A 20,027-nucleotide genomic window follows, 5' to 3' on the forward strand; every position below is an offset into this window, starting at 1 on the left:
TCAGGCCCTACCGCGACGCTCGGCCCGCCCCGCCGGCGGGGATGCGCCGCGTCCCCTCACCCGCCCCGCCCGCGCCACGACCCGAGACCGCCGCCCTGGCTCACCCGGGAAAAGCCGAGGCCCCAACCAGACCGCCACCAGCGTCAGCAGCCACGCAACCACCACCGACCATCGAACCGGCTGCGAGATATTCCAAGCCCGCCCGATCGAAATCTGCCAGTTCAACGCAAGAAGCGGAAGGAACGCCGTCGCGCTCCAACTCCCCGCCCACCAGAGCTGCCAGCGGCTCGCGCCGATAGCAGCGAACGGCAAAAACCAAACGAGATACCACGGCAGATAGCCCGGGAAGAGAACGAACAGAAAGCCCCCCATCACCAGCGCAACTGCACGAGCAAGGTCCCGGCCCGTCCCGAGCGGATGCCATGCTGCAACCGCAGCCAGCAGCCCGATACCAGCCACATAGCCAAAGAACACCAGCCGATCTTGCGCCCGCTCGCCCAAGCCCAGAATTCCCGACACGACCCCGAGCGGCGTCGTTGGCGCAACCGCCGTCGCCGGCCCCAGCGTCCCATTTCTGACCGCCGCAACGTCCAGCGCATACGCCAGCACCAGGAGGGAACCGACAGCCCCTGCACCGATCGCCACCACCATCCGCCAGCGAGGAAACCAGAACGCGGCCAGGAGCGGCGCCACCAGGAGCAGCGCGTACTTGCACAACACCGAGGCTACCCCGGCAGTGATACTGCCCACCCGCATTTGCCACCCCTTCCCGACCGCAAGCCCGAGAGCGACTACCCCGAAAAATGCCATCAGCGAATCGTTGTGCCCATCGCCCGGATACTGCCAGAGCATCATCGGATTCAACCCGACGAACCCCGCAGCCAACGCCCCATTTCCTCCCAGCCGTCGCGCAACCAGACCAGCCGCTGCCGCAGTTCCGATGAGGAACACCCCGGCAATCACCTTTTGCCCGAGAAGATTCGCCCGAAACCCATCGCCGACGAACGGCAGCGCAGCGCCGCCAATCACGTACGCCAGCGGTCCATAGCCGCTCGGATTCGAACGATAGACACGCACCTCGTTCGCCACCGGGTCGTCTACCTTGTCCGGCGTCCCCGAGAATTCGGCAGGCCACTTCCCGTGGAGCCAGAACGTCCGCACATCCGCAGCAAGATGGACCGCATCGGGTGAGGTCAGCGGCATCGCCGGCAGCATCGCGAGGCAGCCCAGGATGGTCGCCCCCACGGCGGCCGCCAGAGCACGACGGAACCCCCGTGCAAGCGCCCAGAGCGCCGCAGCATAGGCCGAAAACATCACCACAATGAGCAGAAAGGTGTCGACGAGATCGCGGATGCCGCCGCGCAGCACACGGGAAATGCCCGCGCGCGCCACCACGTCGATGTCGTTCGCCAGACTCACCCGGGTAGCGATGCCGAAGAACAGCGTGGCCGCAAGCAGAAGCGCCGCCCCCCAGAAGATCCACGCCTCCCGCTCGATACCTGCCGATTCAACCGCCCGCGGCCGGTTCGCCATCGGGCACCTCCTTCTCCATGCGTTCGGTCGGCGCCCAGGCCTGAACACGCGCCGTCAGCAACGCCCATGCCCCGATCGGGAACCAGAGCATGCTCAGCAGACTGTGGCGAAAAGCCAGCCCGAACCCCCGCCGGCCCAACGGCAGGAGCCGCTCGCGCCACGCAATGATGGCGGGGATGCCCCACTCTGCGGCCGCAATCGGTAACGTCGCCCAGGGCGGCAACGCACCCCCGAATCGCAACACCGAGTGGATGGCGGCCAACGTTGCCCCCAACCTCGTGAGCATGCGCGTCGGCGCCACCAAGTACGCGGCGAGATCCAAGGCCTGCCAGTCCCCCGCCACGGCCCGCCGGGCTAGCGCTGGCCACAGCGCGAAAACGACCAGCAGGTGACCGCGGACCCACCGCAACCGCTGCCGGACGGACGCGCCCAGATCGCGGGCTTCACCGACCGCCACCCGCGCGGCAGACACGTACGTAACCCGGACCCCCCGCAGCGCCAACCTCACCGTGAGTTCGAGATCCTCGGTAAGGGTCTCGATGTTTGCGAGCTCCTCCCGCAGCAGCGAAGGTGAGATGAACCATCCGCAACCGCTGATCGTCGTCCCCAGCCCCAGCGCCTCTCGAGGCCGCCACCAGAACAGATTCCGAGCCTTCCGCCCGAATCCATAGCCTTCTGCTATCCACTCGGGGTCGCCGATCGGGACGGTCTCCGCCTGAACACAAGGACACCCCGGGCCTAGCCGCGCCACCGCAGCGAGCAGCCCAGGCTCCACGCGAGCATCCGCATCGAACACGCCGACGTAATCGTAAGCGTCGCCTAGCACGTCGAGTGCTGCCCGGATCGCCCACGCCTTACCCGGCGCCTCCGACTGCGTTTCGATCACGCGGGCCCCTGCCCGCCGGGCAGCAGCCGCCGTTCCGTCGCTGCAGTTGTGGGCGACCACAAACACATCCCGAAGCTCCGCCGGGTAATCCTGCGCGAACAAGTCGCCAACCAACCGCCCGATGACCGCCTCTTCGTTCCTCGCGCACGCCACCAGCGCGAATCGAGGCCTCCACCGGGCGTCCGGGTCCCATCGTTCCTTCGGGTGACCGCGTAGATAGCCCGCGAGCGTCACCCCCGACTGATAAACCGATAACGCCAGAGCAGCGGTCTCCCCAGCCCGCCACAGCCACTTGAGCGCTTCACCGACAGCCGCCATGCAGGCCATTATGCGGTGCCCGAAATTCCCGTCGAATCGAACACGCACAACGCCCCGGGTTGCCCCGGGGCGCGGTATCCCTCGTTCGGCAGCTCCCGTCAGCCGCGCGGGAGGCCAAGGCCGCGGGTAGCGATGATGTTCTTTTGTACTTCGGTCGTGCCACCGGCGATCGTCGCCGAAACCGCCTGCATGTAACCCATCGAAGCCCGGTTCCGGACGTTACCGTACATCCCGTAAAGATGCATCGAGAGGTTCGCGATGCGCTGGCTCAGTTCGCTCGTGAACAACTTGCACATACTCGCCTCGTGGTTCGGGATCTTGCCCGCAGCTTGCATCGAAACCACCCGGTAGCTCAGCATCTTCGCCACCTCGGCCTCGATCCATCGATCGGCGAACTCCCGGCGCACCGATTCGCTGCGGAACTTCGCCTCCTTGCCCTCCTTCGCCTGCCGCATCAGCCCCTCCAGCTGCTTGCGGATGCCGACGGCCGAGCCAATCGACGACCGTTCGAAGTCCAGCGTCGTTGTCCCCACGTACCAGCCGCGGTTCTCCTCCCCGACGCGGTTCTTCACCGGGACTCGAACATCCTCGAAAAACACCTCGTTGAACGTCTGCGTACCGGCGAGCGTCGTCAGCGGCCGGACCGTAATCCCCGGCGATTTCATGTCGACGAGGAGATACGTGATGCCCCGATGCTTCGGCGCATCCGGGTCCGTTCGGACCAGCATGTACATCCAATCGGCGAACTGGGCGCCCGTCGTCCAAATCTTCTGACCATTGATGACGTAATCGTCGCCATCCCGGACAGCCCGCGTCTGTAGGCTGGCGAGGTCGGAACCCGCTCCCGGCTCGCTATACCCCTGGCACCAGATCACTTCGCCGCGAAGGATCTTGCCCAGATGCTCTTCCTTCTGTTCCTCCGTGCCGTGCTCGATGAGCGTCGGCCCGATCATCATGACCCCGAACCCGCCCACATTCGACGGCACACCCGCCTCGGCGAACTCTTCGTTCATGATGAACTGTTCGACCACCGTCATGTCGGCGCCGCCATATTTCTTGGGCCAGGCCGGGGCAATCCAGCCCTTCGCCGCGAGTTTGTCGCGCCACTCCTTGATTGCGCCCATGCGTGCGAAGAGACCGCCTTCGCCCCCCTCTCCACCCGAGCGAAGCGCCGCCGGCGCCTCCTTCTCGATGAATTCTCGCACCTCTCGCCGCCACGCGGCTTCGCGTTCGTTGTCGCCGAGATTGATGGCCATGGATTCCCTACTCTCGTTAGTCGCTGTCTTTGGCTCCGGGGGCACGGAACCACCCCCACGATTGTGCGCGAACCCTCCCGGCGCCGCAAGCGAATGGCATTCGGCCTTATCCCGAATCGCATCGATGCCTCCCCGCGAAAACTTCGATGATTCGGGCCTTCCCGAAGCCCATTCGCTCGTGATAGCCTTCACATTGTCCCACCCGGGTGCGGTGGCCGGCTTCGGTTCTGTCCCTTCTCCATCTGCTCTGCTTCCATCTGCCCTCCGGCCGGCCACCGCACCGCCCCCTTTTTCTGTTACCCTCTCCGCGCATGCCCTCGTCGCAACTCGCTCGCCGAACCGCCTGGCAAGACCGGTGGCAGGAGCTCCGCCCGCTGCCCCTACGCCCTTTCGTCGAAGTCGTCCCCGGCCTTTACCAAGTGCGGACTCGCGCTTCCCGAACTTACCTCGCCGTCGATACCCACATCACGGTCATCGACACCGGCGCACCCGGTTCCAGCGAGCGCATCCTCGGCGCAGTCCGCGAACTCGGCCGCTCCCCCGACAACATTAGCGACATCATCATCACCCACAGTCACCTCGACCACGTCGGCGGGCTGCCCGAGCTGCAACGCTGGGTCTCGGCGCGTACCGGCATCCACCTCGCCGAGGCCCATCACATCGAGAGCGACGAGCCACTTCCCAACCCCTTCACCCACCCCGTGCTCGCGCGCATCTGCGAGCCATACCTCCAGTGGGTCGACCCTGGTAGGGCACGCATCGACGTCCACCTCCGCGATGGCGACGAACTCCCCGTCCTCGGCGGAATGCGCATCGTCCACGTCCCCGGCCATACCCCGGGTTCCGTTGCTCTCCACTTCCCCGAGCTCGGCGTCATCATCGTCGGTGATGCCATGCAGTACCGCTTCGGTCGCCTCATGCCGCCGCATCGCCTCTTCACCCAGGACATGCCCCAGGCCATCGCATCGATTCGCAAAATCGCCGAACTCGACTTCGCCACCCTCTGCTTCAGCCACTTCCGCCCCATCGTCCGCGATGCCGACCTCCGCGTCCGCGAATTCATCCGCGAACTCACCGCATGAACACGCTCGTCGAGCTCCTCGAGCGCTCGGCTCAACGCCACCCCGACCGGCTCGCCGTGACCATGCGAACCGGTGTCCGCACCACCCGCTACACCTACGCTGAGCTCGAGCGCAGGGCACACGCCTACGCTCGCCTCTTCGCCGAACATGGCGCGCGAAAAGGCGACCGCGTCATCGCCTGGGCACCCAATCAGCCCGAGTGGGTCGCTGCCATGTTCGGAGCCTTCATCGCCGGCGCGGTCCTTGTCCCACTCGACGTCCGGAGTGCGCCAGAGTTCGTCGAACGCATCCTCGCACGCGTCGAACCCGTTCTCGCGTTCGCCGGAAGGAGCCAAGCCGAACAGCTCGCCCGCCTCGAAATCCCGACCATCATCCTCGAAAGCGCGCGGCCTCCTACCGACGGGACATTCGAAGGCCCGTCCATCAGCGGTGACGATCTCGCCGAAGTGATCTTCACCTCCGGCACCACCGGCGACCCCAAAGGCGTCATGCTCACCCACCGCAACATCACCGCCAACATCGAGTCGGGGCTTTCCGTCATCGATATCACCCCCGGCTCACGGTTGCTCTCGCTCCTGCCCCTCAGCCACATGTTCGAGCAGACGGCCGGATGCTTCGCTCCGCTCGCCGCCGGAGCCGCCGTGTGCTACCCGTCGAGCCGTCAGCCCGCAGCCCTCAGCCGCACCATGCAGGAATGGCGACCGACCATTATCGTCGCCGTCCCCCAAGTATTGGCCCTTCTCATGGCAAGCATCGAACGCGAAGCCGCCGTCCACCATCGCAGCGGCCTCCTCCGATTCCTCAGGCGCATTGCCCAGCCGCTCCCCGAGCGTGGCCGACGAATCGTCTTTCGCCCCGTACTCTCCCGCTTCGGAGGCCAACTCGACTTCGTCGCGAGCGGTGGCGCCCCCCTCGACCCCGAGGTACAGCTCAAATGGGAGGCCATGGGTATCGCCGTCGTCGAAGGCTACGGCACCACCGAGTGCTCCCCCATCGTCACCATCAACCCCCGCGACGACCGGCGCCTCGGCAGCGTCGGGCGCCCTCTGCCCGGACAGCAGATTCGCATCGCCGACGACGGTGAAGTGCTTACCCGTGGCGAAAACGTGTTCGCCGGCTACTGGAAAGCTCCCGAGGCGACCACAGCCGCCTTCGATGGCGACTGGTACCGAACAGGCGACCTCGGCCAGCTGCAGGATGGCTACCTCTACCTCAAAGGGCGCAAGAAAGACCTCATCGTCCTCGCCGATGGCCAGAACGTGTACCCCGAGGACATCGAGGCCGTATTGCGGCGCCAGCCCGGCGTCAACGATGCCGTCGTCCTTGGCGTGCCCTCCGAAGGCACCGTCCGCCTCCACGCGGTCATCGCCGAATCCCAACCGGGTGCCGCCGCCACCGCCGTGCGAAACGCCAACCAGCAGCTCGACGCGCGCCAGCAGATCCTCGCGTGGTCTGCCTGGCCAGAGCCCGATTTCCCCCGCACCCACACGCTCAAGGTTCGCCGGCCCCTCGTGGAGGCCTACCTCAGAGAACAAGCGCCGCCGCCAGTCGCCCGCACGGTCGAAAGCGACGACCCCCTCCTCCGAATCATCGGCTCGCTCGGCCGCACCGACGCCCCCCTCGACGACGCGACGAACCTCGGTCCCGACCTTGGACTCGACTCCCTCGCGCGGGTCGAGCTCCTTTCCGCGATCGAAGATGATCTCGGCGTCTACGTAGACGATGCCGCCGTCGGCCCGCAGACTACCATCGGTGATCTCCGGCGCATGGTAGCCAAAGGCGAACGCAAGGTCCGGATTCGCCGGTTCCCGACCTGGCCGCGCTGGCGGACAGTCCAGTGGCTTCGCCATGCCCTGCTCTCGTTCTTCGTCTTCCCCCTCTTGAAATTGGGCTACAGCGTCGAAGTCCGCGGGCGCGAGCGCTTCGCTTCCGTCCAGCAACCCTGCCTCGTCATCTCCAACCACAACATGCACCTCGACCAGGCAATGCTCCTGCGCAGCATGCCGCCGGACTTCAGGCGCCGGATCGCCATCGCCGCAGCCGCCAGCGACATATTCGGAAACCGCCTACGGGGTTTCTTCGCCAGCCTGCTCGGCAACGCCTTCCCCTTCGCCAAAGAGGGCTCGGGCGTGCGCGAAAGCCTCGAGTACGTCGCCAAGATGCTCGGCGAAGGTTGGAACGTCCTCATCTTCCCCGAAGGCAAGCTAACCGTGGTCGGTCCCATGCAACCCTTCAAATCCGGCACCGGCCTGCTCGCCGTCGAAACCGGCGTGCCCGTCCTTCCAATGCGAATCGACGTCCTCCGCCCGGGCTTCTACGAGGGCAAATGGCTCCCCCACCCGCGCGCGCGCGTCCGCGTCAGCATCGGCGAGCCCATCCGATTCCCGCCCGGAACCTCGTACCAAGAGGCCACAACCCGCCTCGAAGAAGCGGTCCGCAACGCCTGATGCAGCCCCTCAGACCGCTCCCCCAGCAACGGCAGGGACGATGCTCACCTCGTCACCGTCCTTCAGCGCCGTCTGCGTGCCCTCCAGAAACCGAACATCGTCGCCATTCACATAAATGTTGACGAAGCGTCGAATCTGGCCGCTCTCGTCGACCAGCCGCTCCCTGATCCCCGGGTAGGCAGCCTCCAGGCTCGTCATCAGCGCTTCGAGCGTCGACCCGTCGGCTGTCACGGTCGACTGCCCGCCAGTCAGCGGGCGGAGCGGCTGTGGAATGCGGACGTTGATAGGCACGGCTAGTTCCTTCCTCTCCGGAATTTTCCAATGTGGTGCGCCCAAGCGATGACCAGGTCAGCCCTCGACGACGTCTCCCGTAACTGGATCCACGCGGACGCCGCGTTCCTGCGCCCACGCGATGCTCCGCTCGATCTCGTCGGAGTCGCCCTCGAGCTCCAGAATCACCCACCCCGTCTTCTCGTCGACATCCGCCATACGGACGTTCGTGATGACCTGAAACTCGTGCCCCAGCCGATAAATGATCGGCTCGCGGATGAGATTCTCGGGAAATGTGAACCGAACCCGCTTCACAGCCATCAGGCAACCCCCTCGGCAGCACGGGCATTGTACGCCGCCTCGAAGCTCTCGATCGTCGCATCGATTTCGAGCGGTGGATTCAGCGCCTCCGCCACCGCCTCGACCGTCTTGAAACCCGCCCCGGTGATGAACGCAACCGTCAGCTCGTCCGGATGGATCTGACCACGCTCCGCAAGCTGCTTGAGCGAAGCGACCGTCACCCCGCCCGCCGTTTCCGCAAAAATGCCCTCCGTCTCCGCCAGCAACTTCATCCCAGCGACGATTTCCTCATCGCTCACGCTACCGCACGCACCACCGGTCTCCTTCAGTTGGACGAGGCTGTAATACCCATCGGCCGGATTCCCGATCGCCAGCGACTTGGCGATCGTATTCGGCCGTTGCGGTCGGAAGTTCATCGAGCCCTCCTGCCAGGCAGTCGCCACCGGCGAGCAGCCAGTCGCCTGTGCTCCGCTCATTCGCGTCTTCGGCTCTTCGATCAACCCCGCCTTCCAGAGCTCGTGTAGACCTTTCCGAATCTTCACGAAAAGCGAACCACTCGCGATCGGAACCACGCAATGGTCCGGCGCCCGCCAGCCCAGCTGTTCCGCGACTTCGAAGCCAAGCGTCTTCGAGCCCTCCGAATAGTACGGCCGAACGTTCACATTCACGAACGCCCAGTTGTACGCCCCAGCGAGTTCGGCGCAAAGGCGGTTCACCGCATCGTAGTTACCGCGCACCTTCACCAGCGTCGGCCCATAAATGCTCGAACCGAGCACCTTGCCAAGCTCGAGGTCGTGCGGGATGAAGACGACAGCCTCCATGCCAGCCGCCGCAGCGTGCGCACTGACGCTATTGGCGAGGTTGCCCGTGCTCGCGCAAGCGAGTTTGTCGTACCCAAGCTCCCGGGCGCGGCTGCTCGCCACCGCCACCACGCGGTCCTTGAACGACCATGTCGGGTTCACCGTGTCGTTCTTGATGTATAAATTGTTCAATCCAAGGACACGCCCGAGGTTCTTCGCCCGAATGAGCGGCGTAAAGCCGGCACCGATATCGATCGCCGACTCAGCGTCGCAGGGAAGAAAATCGCGGTAACGCCAGAGCGAAGCCGGCCCACGCTCGATGCGCTCCCGACTCACGGCCCGGCGGATAGCGTCGTAATCGTACGTCACCTCCACCGGCCCGAAGCAGAAGTCACAGACATGGCGCGCTTCGAGCGCGTACTCTCGATGACATTCCCGACATCGAAGATTTCTCGCAAAGCTCATGCTCGTGTCTCCCTTCGGCATTCTGGGCCTGCCGCGCGCGCACGCCATCCATGGCGCGGCAGGCAACGTCGACAACGGTCACGGGAGGCCCCTTCTGGTGAGGGGCTAGCGCATGAGCATTCGGCCCAGGAACTCAACCATCTCGGCATCTCCTCGTTCCGCGTGGGCCGTGTTTCGGAGCGAAGTCGCTCTCATCTTTCCCCCGGGCTCGAACCGGAGGCCGGATTTGGCACCTTACCGCCTGGCAGGTTGCCGGGGTTTCATCGGGCCGGTCCCTCGACCCCATCTCGATACGAGCGGCCACGTTCGCGGTATCTCGCACCATGCTAGCACGAGAAACTCATTTCCGTGAATCCTCGCCTTCGCACCTACTCGCTGACAGGCTCGAGCCCGAACGCCTCGATCACCGCGAACAGCTCACGGAGCGAAAACGCCTCACCGAGCAGCGCATCGAGATAACGAAGGTCGAACGCGTCCTCGGCGCCCCTCGCTACCTCCGCCGCCAAGAGCGCCACGTAAGCCGTCGCGAGCGGCTCCGTCGGCGAGCGCAGTGCCGCCACCGACGGGTAGGCGGCCGCCGCGAGCTCCCCGAACGAAGGAAAACGGGCGTTCGTCCCCGGCAGCGCAGCCGACACGCCCGGCGAGCGCAATACCCCGACCGACTCGGGCCACGTCCCCCCACTGTTGACCATCGCAAGAGCATCGATGCGCAGCTCCCGCGCCAGCCGGGTCCGCTGCTTCGCGAGCGTAGGGTCGGCTGCAAGCAACCGAAGATAGAGCAGCGTATCGAACGCCGTGGCCGCCACCTCTTCGACCTTGCTGTCCAGTTGGTCACAATGCACTGCCTCGTGGGCCAGTAGCGGCATCAGGAGCTCGAATCGTTCGTCGCTCAAGGTCGGGTCGATGGATACCACACGCGCGCCCGAGCCGGCGTAGGTGACACGGGCGAAGAGCCGCTCCTCACCAGGCGGCCGCTCGAAGGCGATGCGGAGCGCCGGCAGCCCAGTGCAATTCCGATTCGTCAGGAGATCTCCGATCGCTGGTTCCGCGAACGTACCCACTAGCGCGGCCAGCGCCGCCCGCAGCTTCGGCGAAGGAACCTGCGCCTCAGGAATAGCATCGAAAATCTCCAGCGCCTCGTTCAGCGTCTTCCCGTCGACGCCGCGAGTGTTCAAATGCGCCCTGAGTCGCTCGCGCATCGTTGCCTGGTCATCGGCGAACGGGTCAGGGGCTGCCGTTTCAGGCGGGTCGAAAAACGCCGGGTCGGCCGGAGCCAACGGCCGCGAGGCGAGCACGGCAATGGCCGGCTCGAGCGCACCCTCGATAGGCACATCGATCGTCCCGGTCGCCTGCGGCTCGAACAACCGACGGGAAATCAGGAGCGTGCTTCCGTTCGTAACCAACGTATCCACGTCGAGCAGAACCTCGCGGCGGCTGCTCTCGCTTCGCGCGGCCGTCCTCACCAAAACACGCGTCGACGTGCCGTCGGCCTGCAAAAGGCGAATCTCGAAATGCGACGCCAGCGGGACCCTGCGTTCGCGTAGCTCGACCGGGCCCTCGAACACGACCGTCAGCCGCGTGCGGGTGGTGGCGAGGCCGTTCTCGCGCACACGCTCCACTTCGACCGAGGCAACCCCCGGCGCTCGCCTCGCCGGCTCCCCGCCCGAGCAGCCAGCCGCCCCCGCGGCCAGCAGCCCGCAGCAAACCAGCAGGCCGAGCCGAAGGCCCCTCGACACCCCTACCTCCCCCGATAATTCGGTTTCCGCTTCTCGGCGAACGCCCGCGGCCCCTCCTTTGCGTCTTCGGTCGCGAATAGCCGCCCGAGCAGCAGGTCCTCGAACGCAAGCCCGTGCTCCAGCGGCATATCGAGTCCTCGCCGGATCGCCTCCTTCGCCGCACGAACCGCCAGCGGCCCGCGCTCGCAGATCACCCGAGCGATCTCGAACGCCCGGTCCAGCAGTTCGTCCTGCGGCACGATGTGCGACACGAGGCCGATTCGCATCGCTGTCTCCGCATCGATCTGCTCGCCGGTGAGAATCATGTAATTCGCCCATGCCTGCGGGATCGCCCGGGGAAGCCGCTGCGTACCCCCCGCGCCCGGCATGATCGCCCAGCGCACCTCCGGCAGCCCAAACCGCGCCTCCGGCGTGCAAATCCGAATGTCGCAGGCGAGCGCCAATTCGAGTCCCCCAGCCAGGCAGTAGCCATTGATTGCCGCAATGATCGGCTTGTCGATCGTCATGCGCTTCGTAAAGCCCCCGAAGGGCACGGGCCTCCCACCCTCGAACTGGTTCTCCCCACGCGCCGTCGCTACCAGATCCATCCCTGTCGAAAACGATTTCCTACCCGTCCCCGTCAGGATGGCCACCCGCAAGTTGTCGTCGTCGCGAAAATCGCACCACGCGCGGTACATCTCGCTCGAAGTCTTCGCGTCGATTGCGTTCAGCGCCGCCTCCCGGTCGATGGTGATCACCGCGATCGCCTCACGCTTTTCATAACGAATGTTCGAAAATCCGGCTTCAGTCATCCTCGGGCTCCTTGTCGATCTCGACGGCAGAATACCCCGCAACAGGTCCCCCCGCATGAACGAGTACCTCGAGATCAAGTACAAGCCAGGCGGCGAAGTCCACACCTATACCACCGAGCTGGTCCATCGGGAGCCTGGCTTCGTCTTGGTCCGCTTCCGGATGGCCCGCGGCGGAGGCCCGCCGGATATCCCGGTGGCCGTAACACCCGGTTCGATTTCTCTCGGATATTTCTGGGCACGGCGGCCCTTCAACCTCTACCGCTGGCGCAGCCCGGCCGGTGACGTCATCGCCCACCGATTCGATGCTGTCACCGACGTCAGCATCGAACCCCAGCGCGTCGAATACCGCGACCTCGTCCTCGACTGGTGGGTGCTTCCCGGCGACATCCTCCTCGAGGAGGACCGTGACGACTTCGAACGGCTGGCAGCCTCCGGCGCCCTCTCGCCGAAGGACATCCAAGCGGCACGAGCGGCCGACCGGATAATCCACGCCCGCTATCGACACCTCATCGACGAGGCTGCCCGCATCGAGCTCCGACACCTTCGCCCCGCCTAAATCGTGTACAATCCCGCCCATGTTTCGAGCCCTGCGGCCCTACCTGAATGCTTTCCTCATCGGCTTCATCGTCACGTTCGTCGTCTACCTCTTCATCCGCTTCAACGCCGCCGATATCGTCCTCGGGCTCGTGATCGCAGCCATCGGAGGAGTCGCACTCCTCTTCTCCTACATCTACCTCGCCCGGAAGTTCGGCGAGCCAGAAGTCGTGTACGACCGCGACGGCAACCCGATTCGTCGCTGACGCGCAGTTTGTGACCCCCCGCGCCCCGGCGTACACTGTAAGTTCAGACCACCAGCGCCGGAGTCCCTCGTGCATGTCATCGGGCTGACGGGCGGCATCGCCAGCGGCAAGTCGACCGTGACCAGCTTCTTCCGCGAACGCGGTATCCCCGTCATCGACGCCGACCAGCTCGGCCACCGAACCTACGACCCCGGCACCGAAACCTTCCGAAAAGTCGTGGAAACCTTCGGCAGTGACGTCGTCGCACCCGACGGCACCATCGACCGCAAGGTCCTCGGCAGCAAAGTGTTCGGCAAGCCCGAGGAACTGAAAAAACTCACCGACATCGTTTGGCCCGGCATTCGCCGCCTCGCGAGCGAGCGCCTCGCCGAATTCGAAACCGCTGGCAACCAAATCGCCGTCCTCGAGGCCGCCGTCCTCCTCGAAGCCGGCTGGGAAGACCTCGTCGACGAAATCTGGGTCGTCGTCGTCGACCCAGAAATCGCCGTCCAGCGGCTCGCGGCCCGAAACGGACTCGACGCCGAAGCCGCCCGCGCCCGCATCGCGTCACAGCTCAGCAACGACGAGCGGATCCGCCGAGGCCACGTCATCATCGAGAACAATGGAACGCTGGAAGAGCTCCACGGGCGAATCCAGCAGGCCTGGGAAGCACTTCAAAAGCGGCTGCAGCGAACAGCCGGGAGGAACTAGCCAGTGGCAGACAATGGGTCCGTTCAGGGCGCAACCATCTACGCCGTCGAAGAATACGCCGTCCACGAAGAACCCTACTACCTCCCCATCGGAGACGAGGTCGAACTCTTCGAAACCGCCTACCGCCAGCGCATCCCCGTCCTCCTGAAGGGGCCTACCGGAGCAGGGAAAACGCGCTTCGTCGAATACATGGCCTACCGGCTCGGCCGACCCATGATGAAAGTCTCCTCGCGCACCGGCCAAGAAGTCGAACACAGAATGCCGCTCATCACCGTCGCCTGCCACGAAGACCTCACCGCCAGCGACCTCGTCGGACGCTACCTCCTCGATACCGACGGTACCCGTTGGGTCGATGGCCCCCTCACGCGCGCAGTCAAGGTCGGAGCCATCTGCTACCTCGACGAAGTCGTGGAGGCGCGGAAAGACACGACGGTCCTCATCCACCCCCTCACCGACTACCGCCGCCTACTCCCTATCGAAAAACTCGGCCAGGTCGTCGAAGCTGCCGATGGCTTCCTCCTCGTCATCAGCTACAACCCCGGCTACCAAAGCGCCCTCAAAGACCTCAAGCATTCCACGCGCCAGCGCTTCATCGCGATCGAATTCGACTATCCCCCTCGCGACGCCGAAGCGCAGATCATCGCCCATGAGGCCGGTTGCGACCAAAAGACCGCGATGGACCTCGCCCGCCTCGGTGAAAAAGTTCGAAACCTCAAGGAGCATGGCCTCGGCGAAGGCGTCAGCACCCGCTTGCTCGTCTACGCCGGCAAACTCATCGCGCAAGGGATACCCGCCCGCCGCGCCTGCCAAGTCGCCATCACCTGGGCGCTCACCGACGATGCCGAAGTCCAGCGCTCCATCGAAGAGGTCGTCACGAGCATCTTCGAGTAAGGAGTGCCGGTGCGACTCGGCATCGTCTCCGACATCCACTGCAACATCCAGGGCCTCGAGCGCGCGCTCGACCTCATGGCACCGTTCGACCAGCTCTGGTGTGCCGGCGACAGCGTCTTCCAGTTCCGTTGGTCCAACGAAGTCGTCCGGCGCCTGCGGGACCTCCAAGCAGTCGTCGTGCTCGGCAACCACGAAGAGACCCTTCTCGGCCCCGACGGCCAACGGGCCCTCTCCAATCCCAAGGTCGACCAAGACCTCGTCGCCTGGCTACGGCAACAGCCCTACCGCACCGAGCGCATCATCGACGGGAAAAAAGTCGTCATGACACACGGCTCACCATGGGAGCCCTGGAAGGATTACCATTATCCACACGAACCCATCTGGGCCCGCGCAGCCGAACTCGATTGCGACACACTCATCGTTGGCCACACCCACTACAAGATGGCGCTCCGCGTCGGGAGCGTCCTCGTCATCAACCCCGGCTCGGCCGGCGACCCGCGCGACCATCGCAACGACTTTCAACTCTCCTGCGCCACCTGGGACACGACAACCGGCGAAGTCGTCTTTTACGATTACCCCGACCCGACGCGACATTTCGTTCGCCATTCGGGAGAGCAGCGAGCCTGAGCGGTTCGACGATGCGCCCACTCGTCCACGAAACTGGATGCCTACGGGCAAGGAGGTCCCTGAGCCACGCCCATGTCGATCGTGACTGAACTCCTCGCCCGCCACCAGGAGCGCCTCTCGGGGTTCCCCGCACCGCTCGGTCAGCAGTTCGAAGCCGGCCTCCGCGGCCTCGCCGGGCGCCTCACGCCATCCCAGCTCCAGTCCTGGGCCGAAACAGGCGTCGAGCTCACCGCGCTGAGCCTCCGGTCATGGGAGGCCGCGCTCGAATACTTCAAAGCCGGCGCGACCTATCCGCCCGAGGCAACCTGGGACGCCATCGAAACCGTCGGCCGCGATGCCCTCCAGCTGGCCGCCGAATCCGCTCCCCTCGCCGTCTCATTCCTCCGCGCCGCACCGGGTGCCATGAGCACCCTCGGCCCTCATAACGTACACGCCTGGGCCGAACTCGGACGCCGCCTCTACAAGGGCAACTGGAAGAGTTCCTCCCTCGCCGCGCAATTCTACGAGGTCACTCCCGAGCTCTTCCGAGTGCTCCGCATCGGCCAGGCATCGCGCCTCGTCATTTTCATCGACGAACTCGCCCGCCATAGCTACGAACTAGCCTCGGCCTGCCTCGCCAGCGCCCCCCAGGTGCTCGCTCGCCTCGAAGACGAGGACCGCCTCCCGTTCATCACCTTCGCCACCGAGCTCGCGCAAACCTCCTGGGCCGACTCCCGGCTTTACTTCGACCGCGGAGTTGCCCTCCTCGAAAAAGTCCATGCCCCCCTCCGCGAACGCTTCCTCCTCCTCGCCGCTCAGGCTGCCCGCGGACACCACCAGCGCTCCGCGTTCCAATACCTCGAAGATGCTGCGAACGCCCTCGGCGAACTCGAACCGACCGACCACCAGCAAGTCATCATGCTCGCCGAACAGCTCGCGCCCTACTCCCCCTTCGCAGCGCTCGATTTCATCACCTCGATGCCCACCGTCCTACAGCGCATCCGGGTCGACGAACTCGAAGCATGGCAGCAAGCCGGGTTGCGCATCCTTCAGACCAGCGCCGAAGGCGGCGAGGCCTACTTCCGCCTCCAGTCCACCCGGGCCGAGGACATCCTCGAAAACCTCTCCTCGCGGGTCGAACTCTCGCGCATCGGCGAGGTGCTCCGCCTCTACTGCAAAGCGCTCACCGGCCGCAACGTCAGCATCCAGACCGCCGAATCCCTCGCCGAAAAAGGGATCGGCTGGGTCGACGAGCATCGGGCCAGCACCGACGGAAGCACCATTTTCCTCCCCGAACTCATGGAACGATTCCCCAACAAGGAAGACAACTTCGCCGCCATGAAGGTGTTCGCTACCCACCAGGCAGCGCACATCGAGTTCGGCAGCTTCACGTTCGACTTCGACCGACCGGGCGCCATCTTCCCCACCCGACGGCATGCCTTCCTTCGCGACCGCGAACGCCCCGCCACCACCGACATGGAGGCCTACTTCGACCTGTTTCCAGACAGGCAACTCGCCAGCGATCTCTTCACCATCGCCGAAGACGCCCGCATCGACGCCCGCGTCAAAGATGAATATGGCGGCATCCGTCGCCAACTGGTGCGAATGCAAGCCGAAGAGCTCGAACGTCGGCCGGCCGTCGAGCTCATGCCCCTCCGCAACGCCTTCGTCGAAAACCTCGTGCGTGCCAGCCTCGATGGCATCCACCTCGTTCGCTGGCCGCGTGACCGAAGCCAGGCGATGAGCCGGGCGCTCGGCATCCTCGCCGCCGTGCAGCAGCCCGGCGCAACCGTCGAAGACGCCGCCGAAGCCGCGCTCGCACTCTACGAAATCGCTATCTCCATCCCCAACATCCTCGAGGACGCCGCCCCAGACTCGTGGGATTCCGTCGAGCCGATGGAGGCCGGGCAGGCGATGCCCATGGAGGCCGCCGGCGAAGGCGGAGCGCAGGGCAACCAAGCGCAGCTCGGAGGCGGCGGCCAAGGTGAAGAAGACTACGAAAGCCCCCAGGAAATCGACTTCCGCGGCGACTTCAAACCCGAGCTCGTCGACCTCCTCATGAAGCTCCGCGAAAACGCTCAAGGCGGTCAGGCCGGCGAACAGCACACCATGCCGCTCACCCCCGAACAACTGGCCGAACTCCTCGCAAAAAGCGTCGAGATCGACCTCGACGCCATGGACGAGGGCGACCTCGACGCATCCACCGGCATGTTCCTCTCCAATCTCCTGAAAGAAGCCGGTACCCCCGCCTCCGAAAAAGGCGACCAAGGCGGCCAGCCGACCAGCGACCAGTCCACCGGCGAGGGCCAGGGCGAAGAGCCGCTCAAACCGGTGGTCACCGTCTACTACTACGACGAATGGGACTTCCGCGCGCAGGACTACAAACCGCGTTGGTGCGCCGTCAAAGAGGCCAAACTCGAAGAAGGTGACGAGGGCTTCTACGAAAAAGCCCTCCGCGAACACGCCGGGCTCGTCGCCCAAACCCGCAAACAGTTCGAGCTGATGAAGCCCGAAATGTTCCGCAAGATCAAACGTCTCCCCGATGGCGAAGACTTCGACCTCGACTCCGCCATCGAATGGATGGTCGAAAAGCGCGCTGGAGCTAACCCGACCGAGAAAATTTACTGGCGCCGAAACAAGATCGAGCGCGATGTCGCAGTTGCCTTCCTGATCGATATGTCCGCCAGCACTGATGAAGAGATCAATAAGCGAGACAAAAAGTACGACGATGACTACGATGACGATCCACGAAAATATCTCAGTTGGTGGGTTTCGAAACGCCGGCAAGAGCTAACCTCGCCGCCTAAACGCATCATCGATCTCGAGAAAGAGTCGACCGTTCTGCTCATGACCGCGCTCGAAACGATCGGCGACCAGTACGGCATCTACGGATTTTCAGGATACGGGCGAGACAACGTCGAGTTCTTTGTCATCAAAGATTTCGACGAGAACCTCGACGAAAAAATCAAACATCGCCTCGACAAAATCACCCCGATCCGCTCCACGCGTATGGGCCCGGCTATCCGCCACGCCACCTACAAGCTCATGCAAACCGACGCCAAGGTGAAAATCCTCTTTCTGCTCAGCGATGGCCGCCCCCAAGACCACGGCTACGGCCGCGACCGCACGGAAAAGGAATACGCCATCCACGACACCAAACAGGCTCTCAACGAAGCCAAACGCGAGGGCATCACCCCGTTCGCCCTCACGGTCGACCGCGCCGGCCACGACTACCTCAAAACCATGTGCGAGGATATGGGGTACGAGGTCGTCGCCGATATCGAGTCCCTCCCTAGCCGCCTCCCCACCCTTTACCGTCGACTCACCGAATAGCCCCGCTCCCAACCACCCCGCGCGAACCGCAGCGCCAGAGTCGCCGACGGCCAAGAGCTGGGCTGGGACAAGGGAATTTACGGCGCGACGCGCCTCATCACCCCGATTTTTCCACCCGCCAGCCGCCGGACGCCCGCCTCACCGCGGGCCCTGTTCCGACTTCGCCTGCTGCTCGACGATAGCGTTCGCGATCAGCCTCGCGTGCGGATACGGCTTCCAGCCCTCCGGTGTGTTGTAATAGCGCGTCCCGCTCTGGTACTCGTCCGGCTCGCGCTCGCCATACTCGACATCCACCCCATTCACCCGGATCGAAGGCGAACCCAAGAACCGTTTCGCGCGGGCATCTTCCATTCCTTCGACCTCGATGTACTCGACTTCGATCGTGGGATCGGTCGCCTCGAGAGCGAGCCGCAGCGCCTCCTCTGCTTCGGGACTCCGCCCTGCCGACTTCGCGTACAGAAACTCAACCTTCACCGCCATCGTCGACTACCTCCGTCATCTCCTCGTCCAGTTCACCCGGCGCCTGAATTGCCCGTTCTCGTCCAGTCGCGGCTCGCCAGCGGGCGGCGAGTCTCGCTTCCGCGCCCAATAGCCCCTCTCGGTAATACTCCCTGCCCACGAGCGATTCGGGCAAATACGCCTGGCCACTGGCCACGTGCCCGGGCTCGTCATGTGCATACCGGTAACCTGCCCCGTACCCGAAGCGTGCCATCAGGCCCGTCGCGGCATTGCGAAGGTTCAACGGGACCGGCTCCGCGGCCGTCGCTCGCGCATCCTCGAGAGCGCGCCCGAGCGCTGCGTAAGCGCTGTTACTCTTCGGCGCGAGCGCCAGGTAGATCGCGCATTCCGCCAGCGGAATTGCGCCCTCCGGCATCCCCAGAAATTGCACGGCCTGCGCGCACGCAACGGCCAGCGGCAGCGCTTGCGGGTCCGCGAGCCCCACATCTTCGGCGGCCAGAATCACGAGTCTCCGCGCAATGAACAGCGGATCCTCCCCGGCGTCCACCATCCGACCGAGCCAGTAAAGCCCCGCATCCGGATCGCTCCCCCGGATCGACTTGATGAACGCCGAGATCGTGTCGAAGTGCATATCGCCCGCGCGGTCGTAGTACGGTCTGCGGTCCTGCAGCGCCGCCGAGATATCGCCACGTTCGATCCTTCCACTCCCCCGCCCCGCGGCGAGGTCGGCAGCGATTTCCAATGCCGTCAGAGCGGCCCGCGCGTCACCGTTCGCCGACCGAGCCAGCCACGTCACGGCGCCCTCATCCATCGTCAACTGCAGCCGCCCCAATCCTCGCTCCTCGTCGCGAAGAGCCCGCTCGACGAGCTCCCGGATAGCCCGCTCGTCGAGCGGCTGGAGCCGCACGACCCGCACCCGACTCAGCAAGGGCGCCACGACCTCGAACGACGGATTCTCCGTCGTCGCGCCGATCAACGTGACCGTTCCCTCCTCCACATGCGGGAGAACCACATCCTGCTGCGCCCGGTTGAATCGGTGAATCTCGTCGATGAAGACCACCGTGCGCCCGCCTCCACGGCGCAGACGGGCGGCATCGGAGATGACACCCCGAAGCTCGGCCACCCCAGAGGTCACGGCCGAGAGTGGCACGAACGCCGCTTCGACCGACGAGGCGAGCAGCCGCGCAATCGTTGTCTTCCCACAGCCCGGCGGCCCCCATAGGATGACCGACGGGAGGCGTCCCCGGCCAATCATGGCGTGGAGCATCGAGCCCGGCCCTATGGCAGCGTCCTGTCCCACCACCTCCTCGAGCGATCGCGGGCGCATGCGGGCCGCGAGCGGGGCGTCAGGCATGGCGACCGCC

Annotated in this window: 18 protein-coding genes and 1 riboswitch; of the genes, 8 read left to right on the top strand and 10 right to left on the bottom strand. The window is 65.0% G+C overall.

Going from position 1 to position 20,027, the window contains the following annotated elements; all coding sequences use genetic code 11:
• The 3 genes from VAE53_RS07360 to VAE53_RS07370 all read right to left on the bottom strand — a co-directional run bounded on the left by VAE53_RS07360 (position 1) and on the right by VAE53_RS07370 (position 3,993).
• Positions 1-1,533 (bottom strand): hypothetical protein, encoded by a 1,533-nt coding sequence (locus tag VAE53_RS07360; RefSeq protein WP_322818719.1) that lies wholly within the window; start codon positions 1,531-1,533, stop codon positions 1-3.
• Positions 1,508-2,737 carry a glycosyltransferase family 2 protein gene (locus VAE53_RS07365; protein WP_322818720.1) on the bottom strand — a complete coding sequence of 410 codons (1,230 nt, stop codon included), beginning with the start codon at positions 2,735-2,737 and terminating at the stop codon, positions 1,508-1,510. The genes VAE53_RS07360 and VAE53_RS07365 overlap by 26 nt, the downstream gene beginning before the upstream one ends.
• 98 nt (positions 2,738-2,835) lie before the next feature.
• Positions 2,836-3,993, bottom strand: coding sequence for an acyl-CoA dehydrogenase family protein (locus VAE53_RS07370; protein WP_322818721.1), 1,158 nt, complete (start codon positions 3,991-3,993; stop codon positions 2,836-2,838).
• A gap of 311 nt (positions 3,994-4,304) precedes the next feature.
• Between VAE53_RS07370 and VAE53_RS07375 the strand changes: the two genes are divergently transcribed.
• Both VAE53_RS07375 and VAE53_RS07380 read left to right on the top strand, forming a co-directional pair.
• Entirely contained in the window at positions 4,305-5,075 is a 771-nt protein-coding gene (locus VAE53_RS07375; RefSeq protein ID WP_322818722.1) for an MBL fold metallo-hydrolase, read from the top strand.
• Complete coding sequence (locus VAE53_RS07380; protein ID WP_322818723.1) at positions 5,072-7,522, top strand: AMP-binding protein; 2,451 nt, start codon at positions 5,072-5,074, stop codon at positions 7,520-7,522. Before VAE53_RS07375 ends, VAE53_RS07380 begins: the two co-directional genes overlap by 4 nt.
• A gap of 9 nt (positions 7,523-7,531) precedes the next feature.
• On the opposite strand, the gene VAE53_RS07385 is transcribed toward VAE53_RS07380, so the two are convergent.
• From VAE53_RS07385 to VAE53_RS07405, 5 genes are all read right to left on the bottom strand, one after another.
• Entirely contained in the window at positions 7,532-7,813 is a 282-nt protein-coding gene (locus tag VAE53_RS07385) for a ubiquitin-like small modifier protein 1 (protein ID WP_322818724.1), read from the bottom strand.
• 57 nt (positions 7,814-7,870) lie between these two features.
• The gene (locus tag VAE53_RS07390) at positions 7,871-8,113 is read right to left on the bottom strand and encodes an NIL domain-containing protein (RefSeq protein WP_322818725.1); all 243 of its coding nucleotides are present in this window, start codon (positions 8,111-8,113) and stop codon (positions 7,871-7,873) included.
• Positions 8,113-9,357 (bottom strand): threonine synthase, encoded by a 1,245-nt coding sequence (thrC, locus tag VAE53_RS07395; protein WP_322818726.1) that lies wholly within the window; start codon positions 9,355-9,357, stop codon positions 8,113-8,115. Before thrC ends, VAE53_RS07390 begins: the two co-directional genes overlap by 1 nt.
• Before the next feature lie 188 nt (positions 9,358-9,545).
• Positions 9,546-9,654, bottom strand: a riboswitch (SAM riboswitch).
• A 71-nt stretch (positions 9,655-9,725) separates the two neighbouring features.
• Entirely contained in the window at positions 9,726-11,093 is a 1,368-nt protein-coding gene (locus tag VAE53_RS07400) for a hypothetical protein (RefSeq protein WP_322818727.1), read from the bottom strand.
• A gap of 2 nt (positions 11,094-11,095) precedes the next feature.
• The gene (locus tag VAE53_RS07405) at positions 11,096-11,884 is read right to left on the bottom strand and encodes an enoyl-CoA hydratase-related protein (RefSeq protein ID WP_322818728.1); all 789 of its coding nucleotides are present in this window, start codon (positions 11,882-11,884) and stop codon (positions 11,096-11,098) included.
• Between the two features lie 55 nt (positions 11,885-11,939).
• Here VAE53_RS07405 and VAE53_RS07410 point away from each other — a divergent pair, with 55 nt between their 5' ends.
• From VAE53_RS07410 to VAE53_RS07435, 6 genes are all read left to right on the top strand, one after another.
• Positions 11,940-12,440 carry a DUF402 domain-containing protein gene (locus tag VAE53_RS07410; RefSeq protein ID WP_322818729.1) on the top strand — a complete coding sequence of 167 codons (501 nt, stop codon included), beginning with the start codon at positions 11,940-11,942 and terminating at the stop codon, positions 12,438-12,440.
• 19 nt (positions 12,441-12,459) lie between these two features.
• Positions 12,460-12,684 (top strand): hypothetical protein, encoded by a 225-nt coding sequence (locus VAE53_RS07415; protein ID WP_322818730.1) that lies wholly within the window; start codon positions 12,460-12,462, stop codon positions 12,682-12,684.
• Positions 12,685-12,753: 69 nt separating this feature from the next.
• Positions 12,754-13,374, top strand: coding sequence for a dephospho-CoA kinase (gene coaE, locus VAE53_RS07420; protein ID WP_322818731.1), 621 nt, complete (start codon positions 12,754-12,756; stop codon positions 13,372-13,374).
• 3 nt (positions 13,375-13,377) lie between these two features.
• Positions 13,378-14,265, top strand: coding sequence for a CbbQ/NirQ/NorQ/GpvN family protein (locus VAE53_RS07425; RefSeq protein WP_322818732.1), 888 nt, complete (start codon positions 13,378-13,380; stop codon positions 14,263-14,265).
• A gap of 9 nt (positions 14,266-14,274) precedes the next feature.
• Positions 14,275-14,892: a YfcE family phosphodiesterase gene (locus VAE53_RS07430; protein WP_322818733.1), complete on the top strand. Its 618-nt coding sequence runs from the start codon at positions 14,275-14,277 to the stop codon at positions 14,890-14,892.
• A gap of 72 nt (positions 14,893-14,964) precedes the next feature.
• Positions 14,965-18,204, top strand: coding sequence for a VWA domain-containing protein (locus tag VAE53_RS07435; RefSeq protein ID WP_322818734.1), 3,240 nt, complete (start codon positions 14,965-14,967; stop codon positions 18,202-18,204).
• Positions 18,205-18,342: 138 nt separating this feature from the next.
• Here the strand turns inward: VAE53_RS07435 and VAE53_RS07440 are convergent, their stop codons facing one another.
• A complete protein-coding gene (locus tag VAE53_RS07440; protein ID WP_322818735.1) occupies positions 18,343-18,684 on the bottom strand; it encodes a hypothetical protein in 342 nt (113 codons plus the stop codon).
• The gene (locus tag VAE53_RS07445) at positions 18,668-20,017 is read right to left on the bottom strand and encodes a replication-associated recombination protein A (RefSeq protein ID WP_322818736.1); all 1,350 of its coding nucleotides are present in this window, start codon (positions 20,015-20,017) and stop codon (positions 18,668-18,670) included. Before VAE53_RS07445 ends, VAE53_RS07440 begins: the two co-directional genes overlap by 17 nt.
• Positions 20,018-20,027 lie beyond the last annotated feature (10 nt).

Origin of the sequence: Tepidiforma sp., assembly GCF_034432735.1 — a bacterium.
Classification (GTDB): Bacteria; Chloroflexota; Dehalococcoidia; order Tepidiformales; family Tepidiformaceae; genus Tepidiforma.

Bases quoted from the DNA above. Each gene is read 5' to 3' on its own strand.
- VAE53_RS07360 (WP_322818719.1), bottom strand. From the start codon at position 1,533: ATGGCGAACCGGCCGCGGGCGGTTGAATCGGCAGGTATCGAGCGGGAG.
- VAE53_RS07365 (WP_322818720.1), bottom strand. From the start codon at position 2,737: ATGGCGGCTGTCGGTGAAGCGCTCAAGTGGCTGTGGCGGGCTGGGGAG.
- VAE53_RS07370 (WP_322818721.1), bottom strand. From the start codon at position 3,993: ATGGCCATCAATCTCGGCGACAACGAACGCGAAGCCGCGTGGCGGCGA.
- VAE53_RS07375 (WP_322818722.1), top strand. From the start codon at position 4,305: ATGCCCTCGTCGCAACTCGCTCGCCGAACCGCCTGGCAAGACCGGTGG.
- VAE53_RS07380 (WP_322818723.1), top strand. From the start codon at position 5,072: ATGAACACGCTCGTCGAGCTCCTCGAGCGCTCGGCTCAACGCCACCCC.
- VAE53_RS07390 (WP_322818725.1), bottom strand. From the start codon at position 8,113: ATGGCTGTGAAGCGGGTTCGGTTCACATTTCCCGAGAATCTCATCCGC.
- thrC (WP_322818726.1), bottom strand. From the start codon at position 9,357: ATGAGCTTTGCGAGAAATCTTCGATGTCGGGAATGTCATCGAGAGTAC.
- VAE53_RS07405 (WP_322818728.1), bottom strand. From the start codon at position 11,884: ATGACTGAAGCCGGATTTTCGAACATTCGTTATGAAAAGCGTGAGGCG.
- VAE53_RS07410 (WP_322818729.1), top strand. From the start codon at position 11,940: ATGAACGAGTACCTCGAGATCAAGTACAAGCCAGGCGGCGAAGTCCAC.
- VAE53_RS07415 (WP_322818730.1), top strand. From the start codon at position 12,460: ATGTTTCGAGCCCTGCGGCCCTACCTGAATGCTTTCCTCATCGGCTTC.
- VAE53_RS07435 (WP_322818734.1), top strand. From the start codon at position 14,965: ATGTCGATCGTGACTGAACTCCTCGCCCGCCACCAGGAGCGCCTCTCG.
- VAE53_RS07440 (WP_322818735.1), bottom strand. From the start codon at position 18,684: ATGGCGGTGAAGGTTGAGTTTCTGTACGCGAAGTCGGCAGGGCGGAGT.
- VAE53_RS07445 (WP_322818736.1), bottom strand. From the start codon at position 20,017: ATGCCTGACGCCCCGCTCGCGGCCCGCATGCGCCCGCGATCGCTCGAG.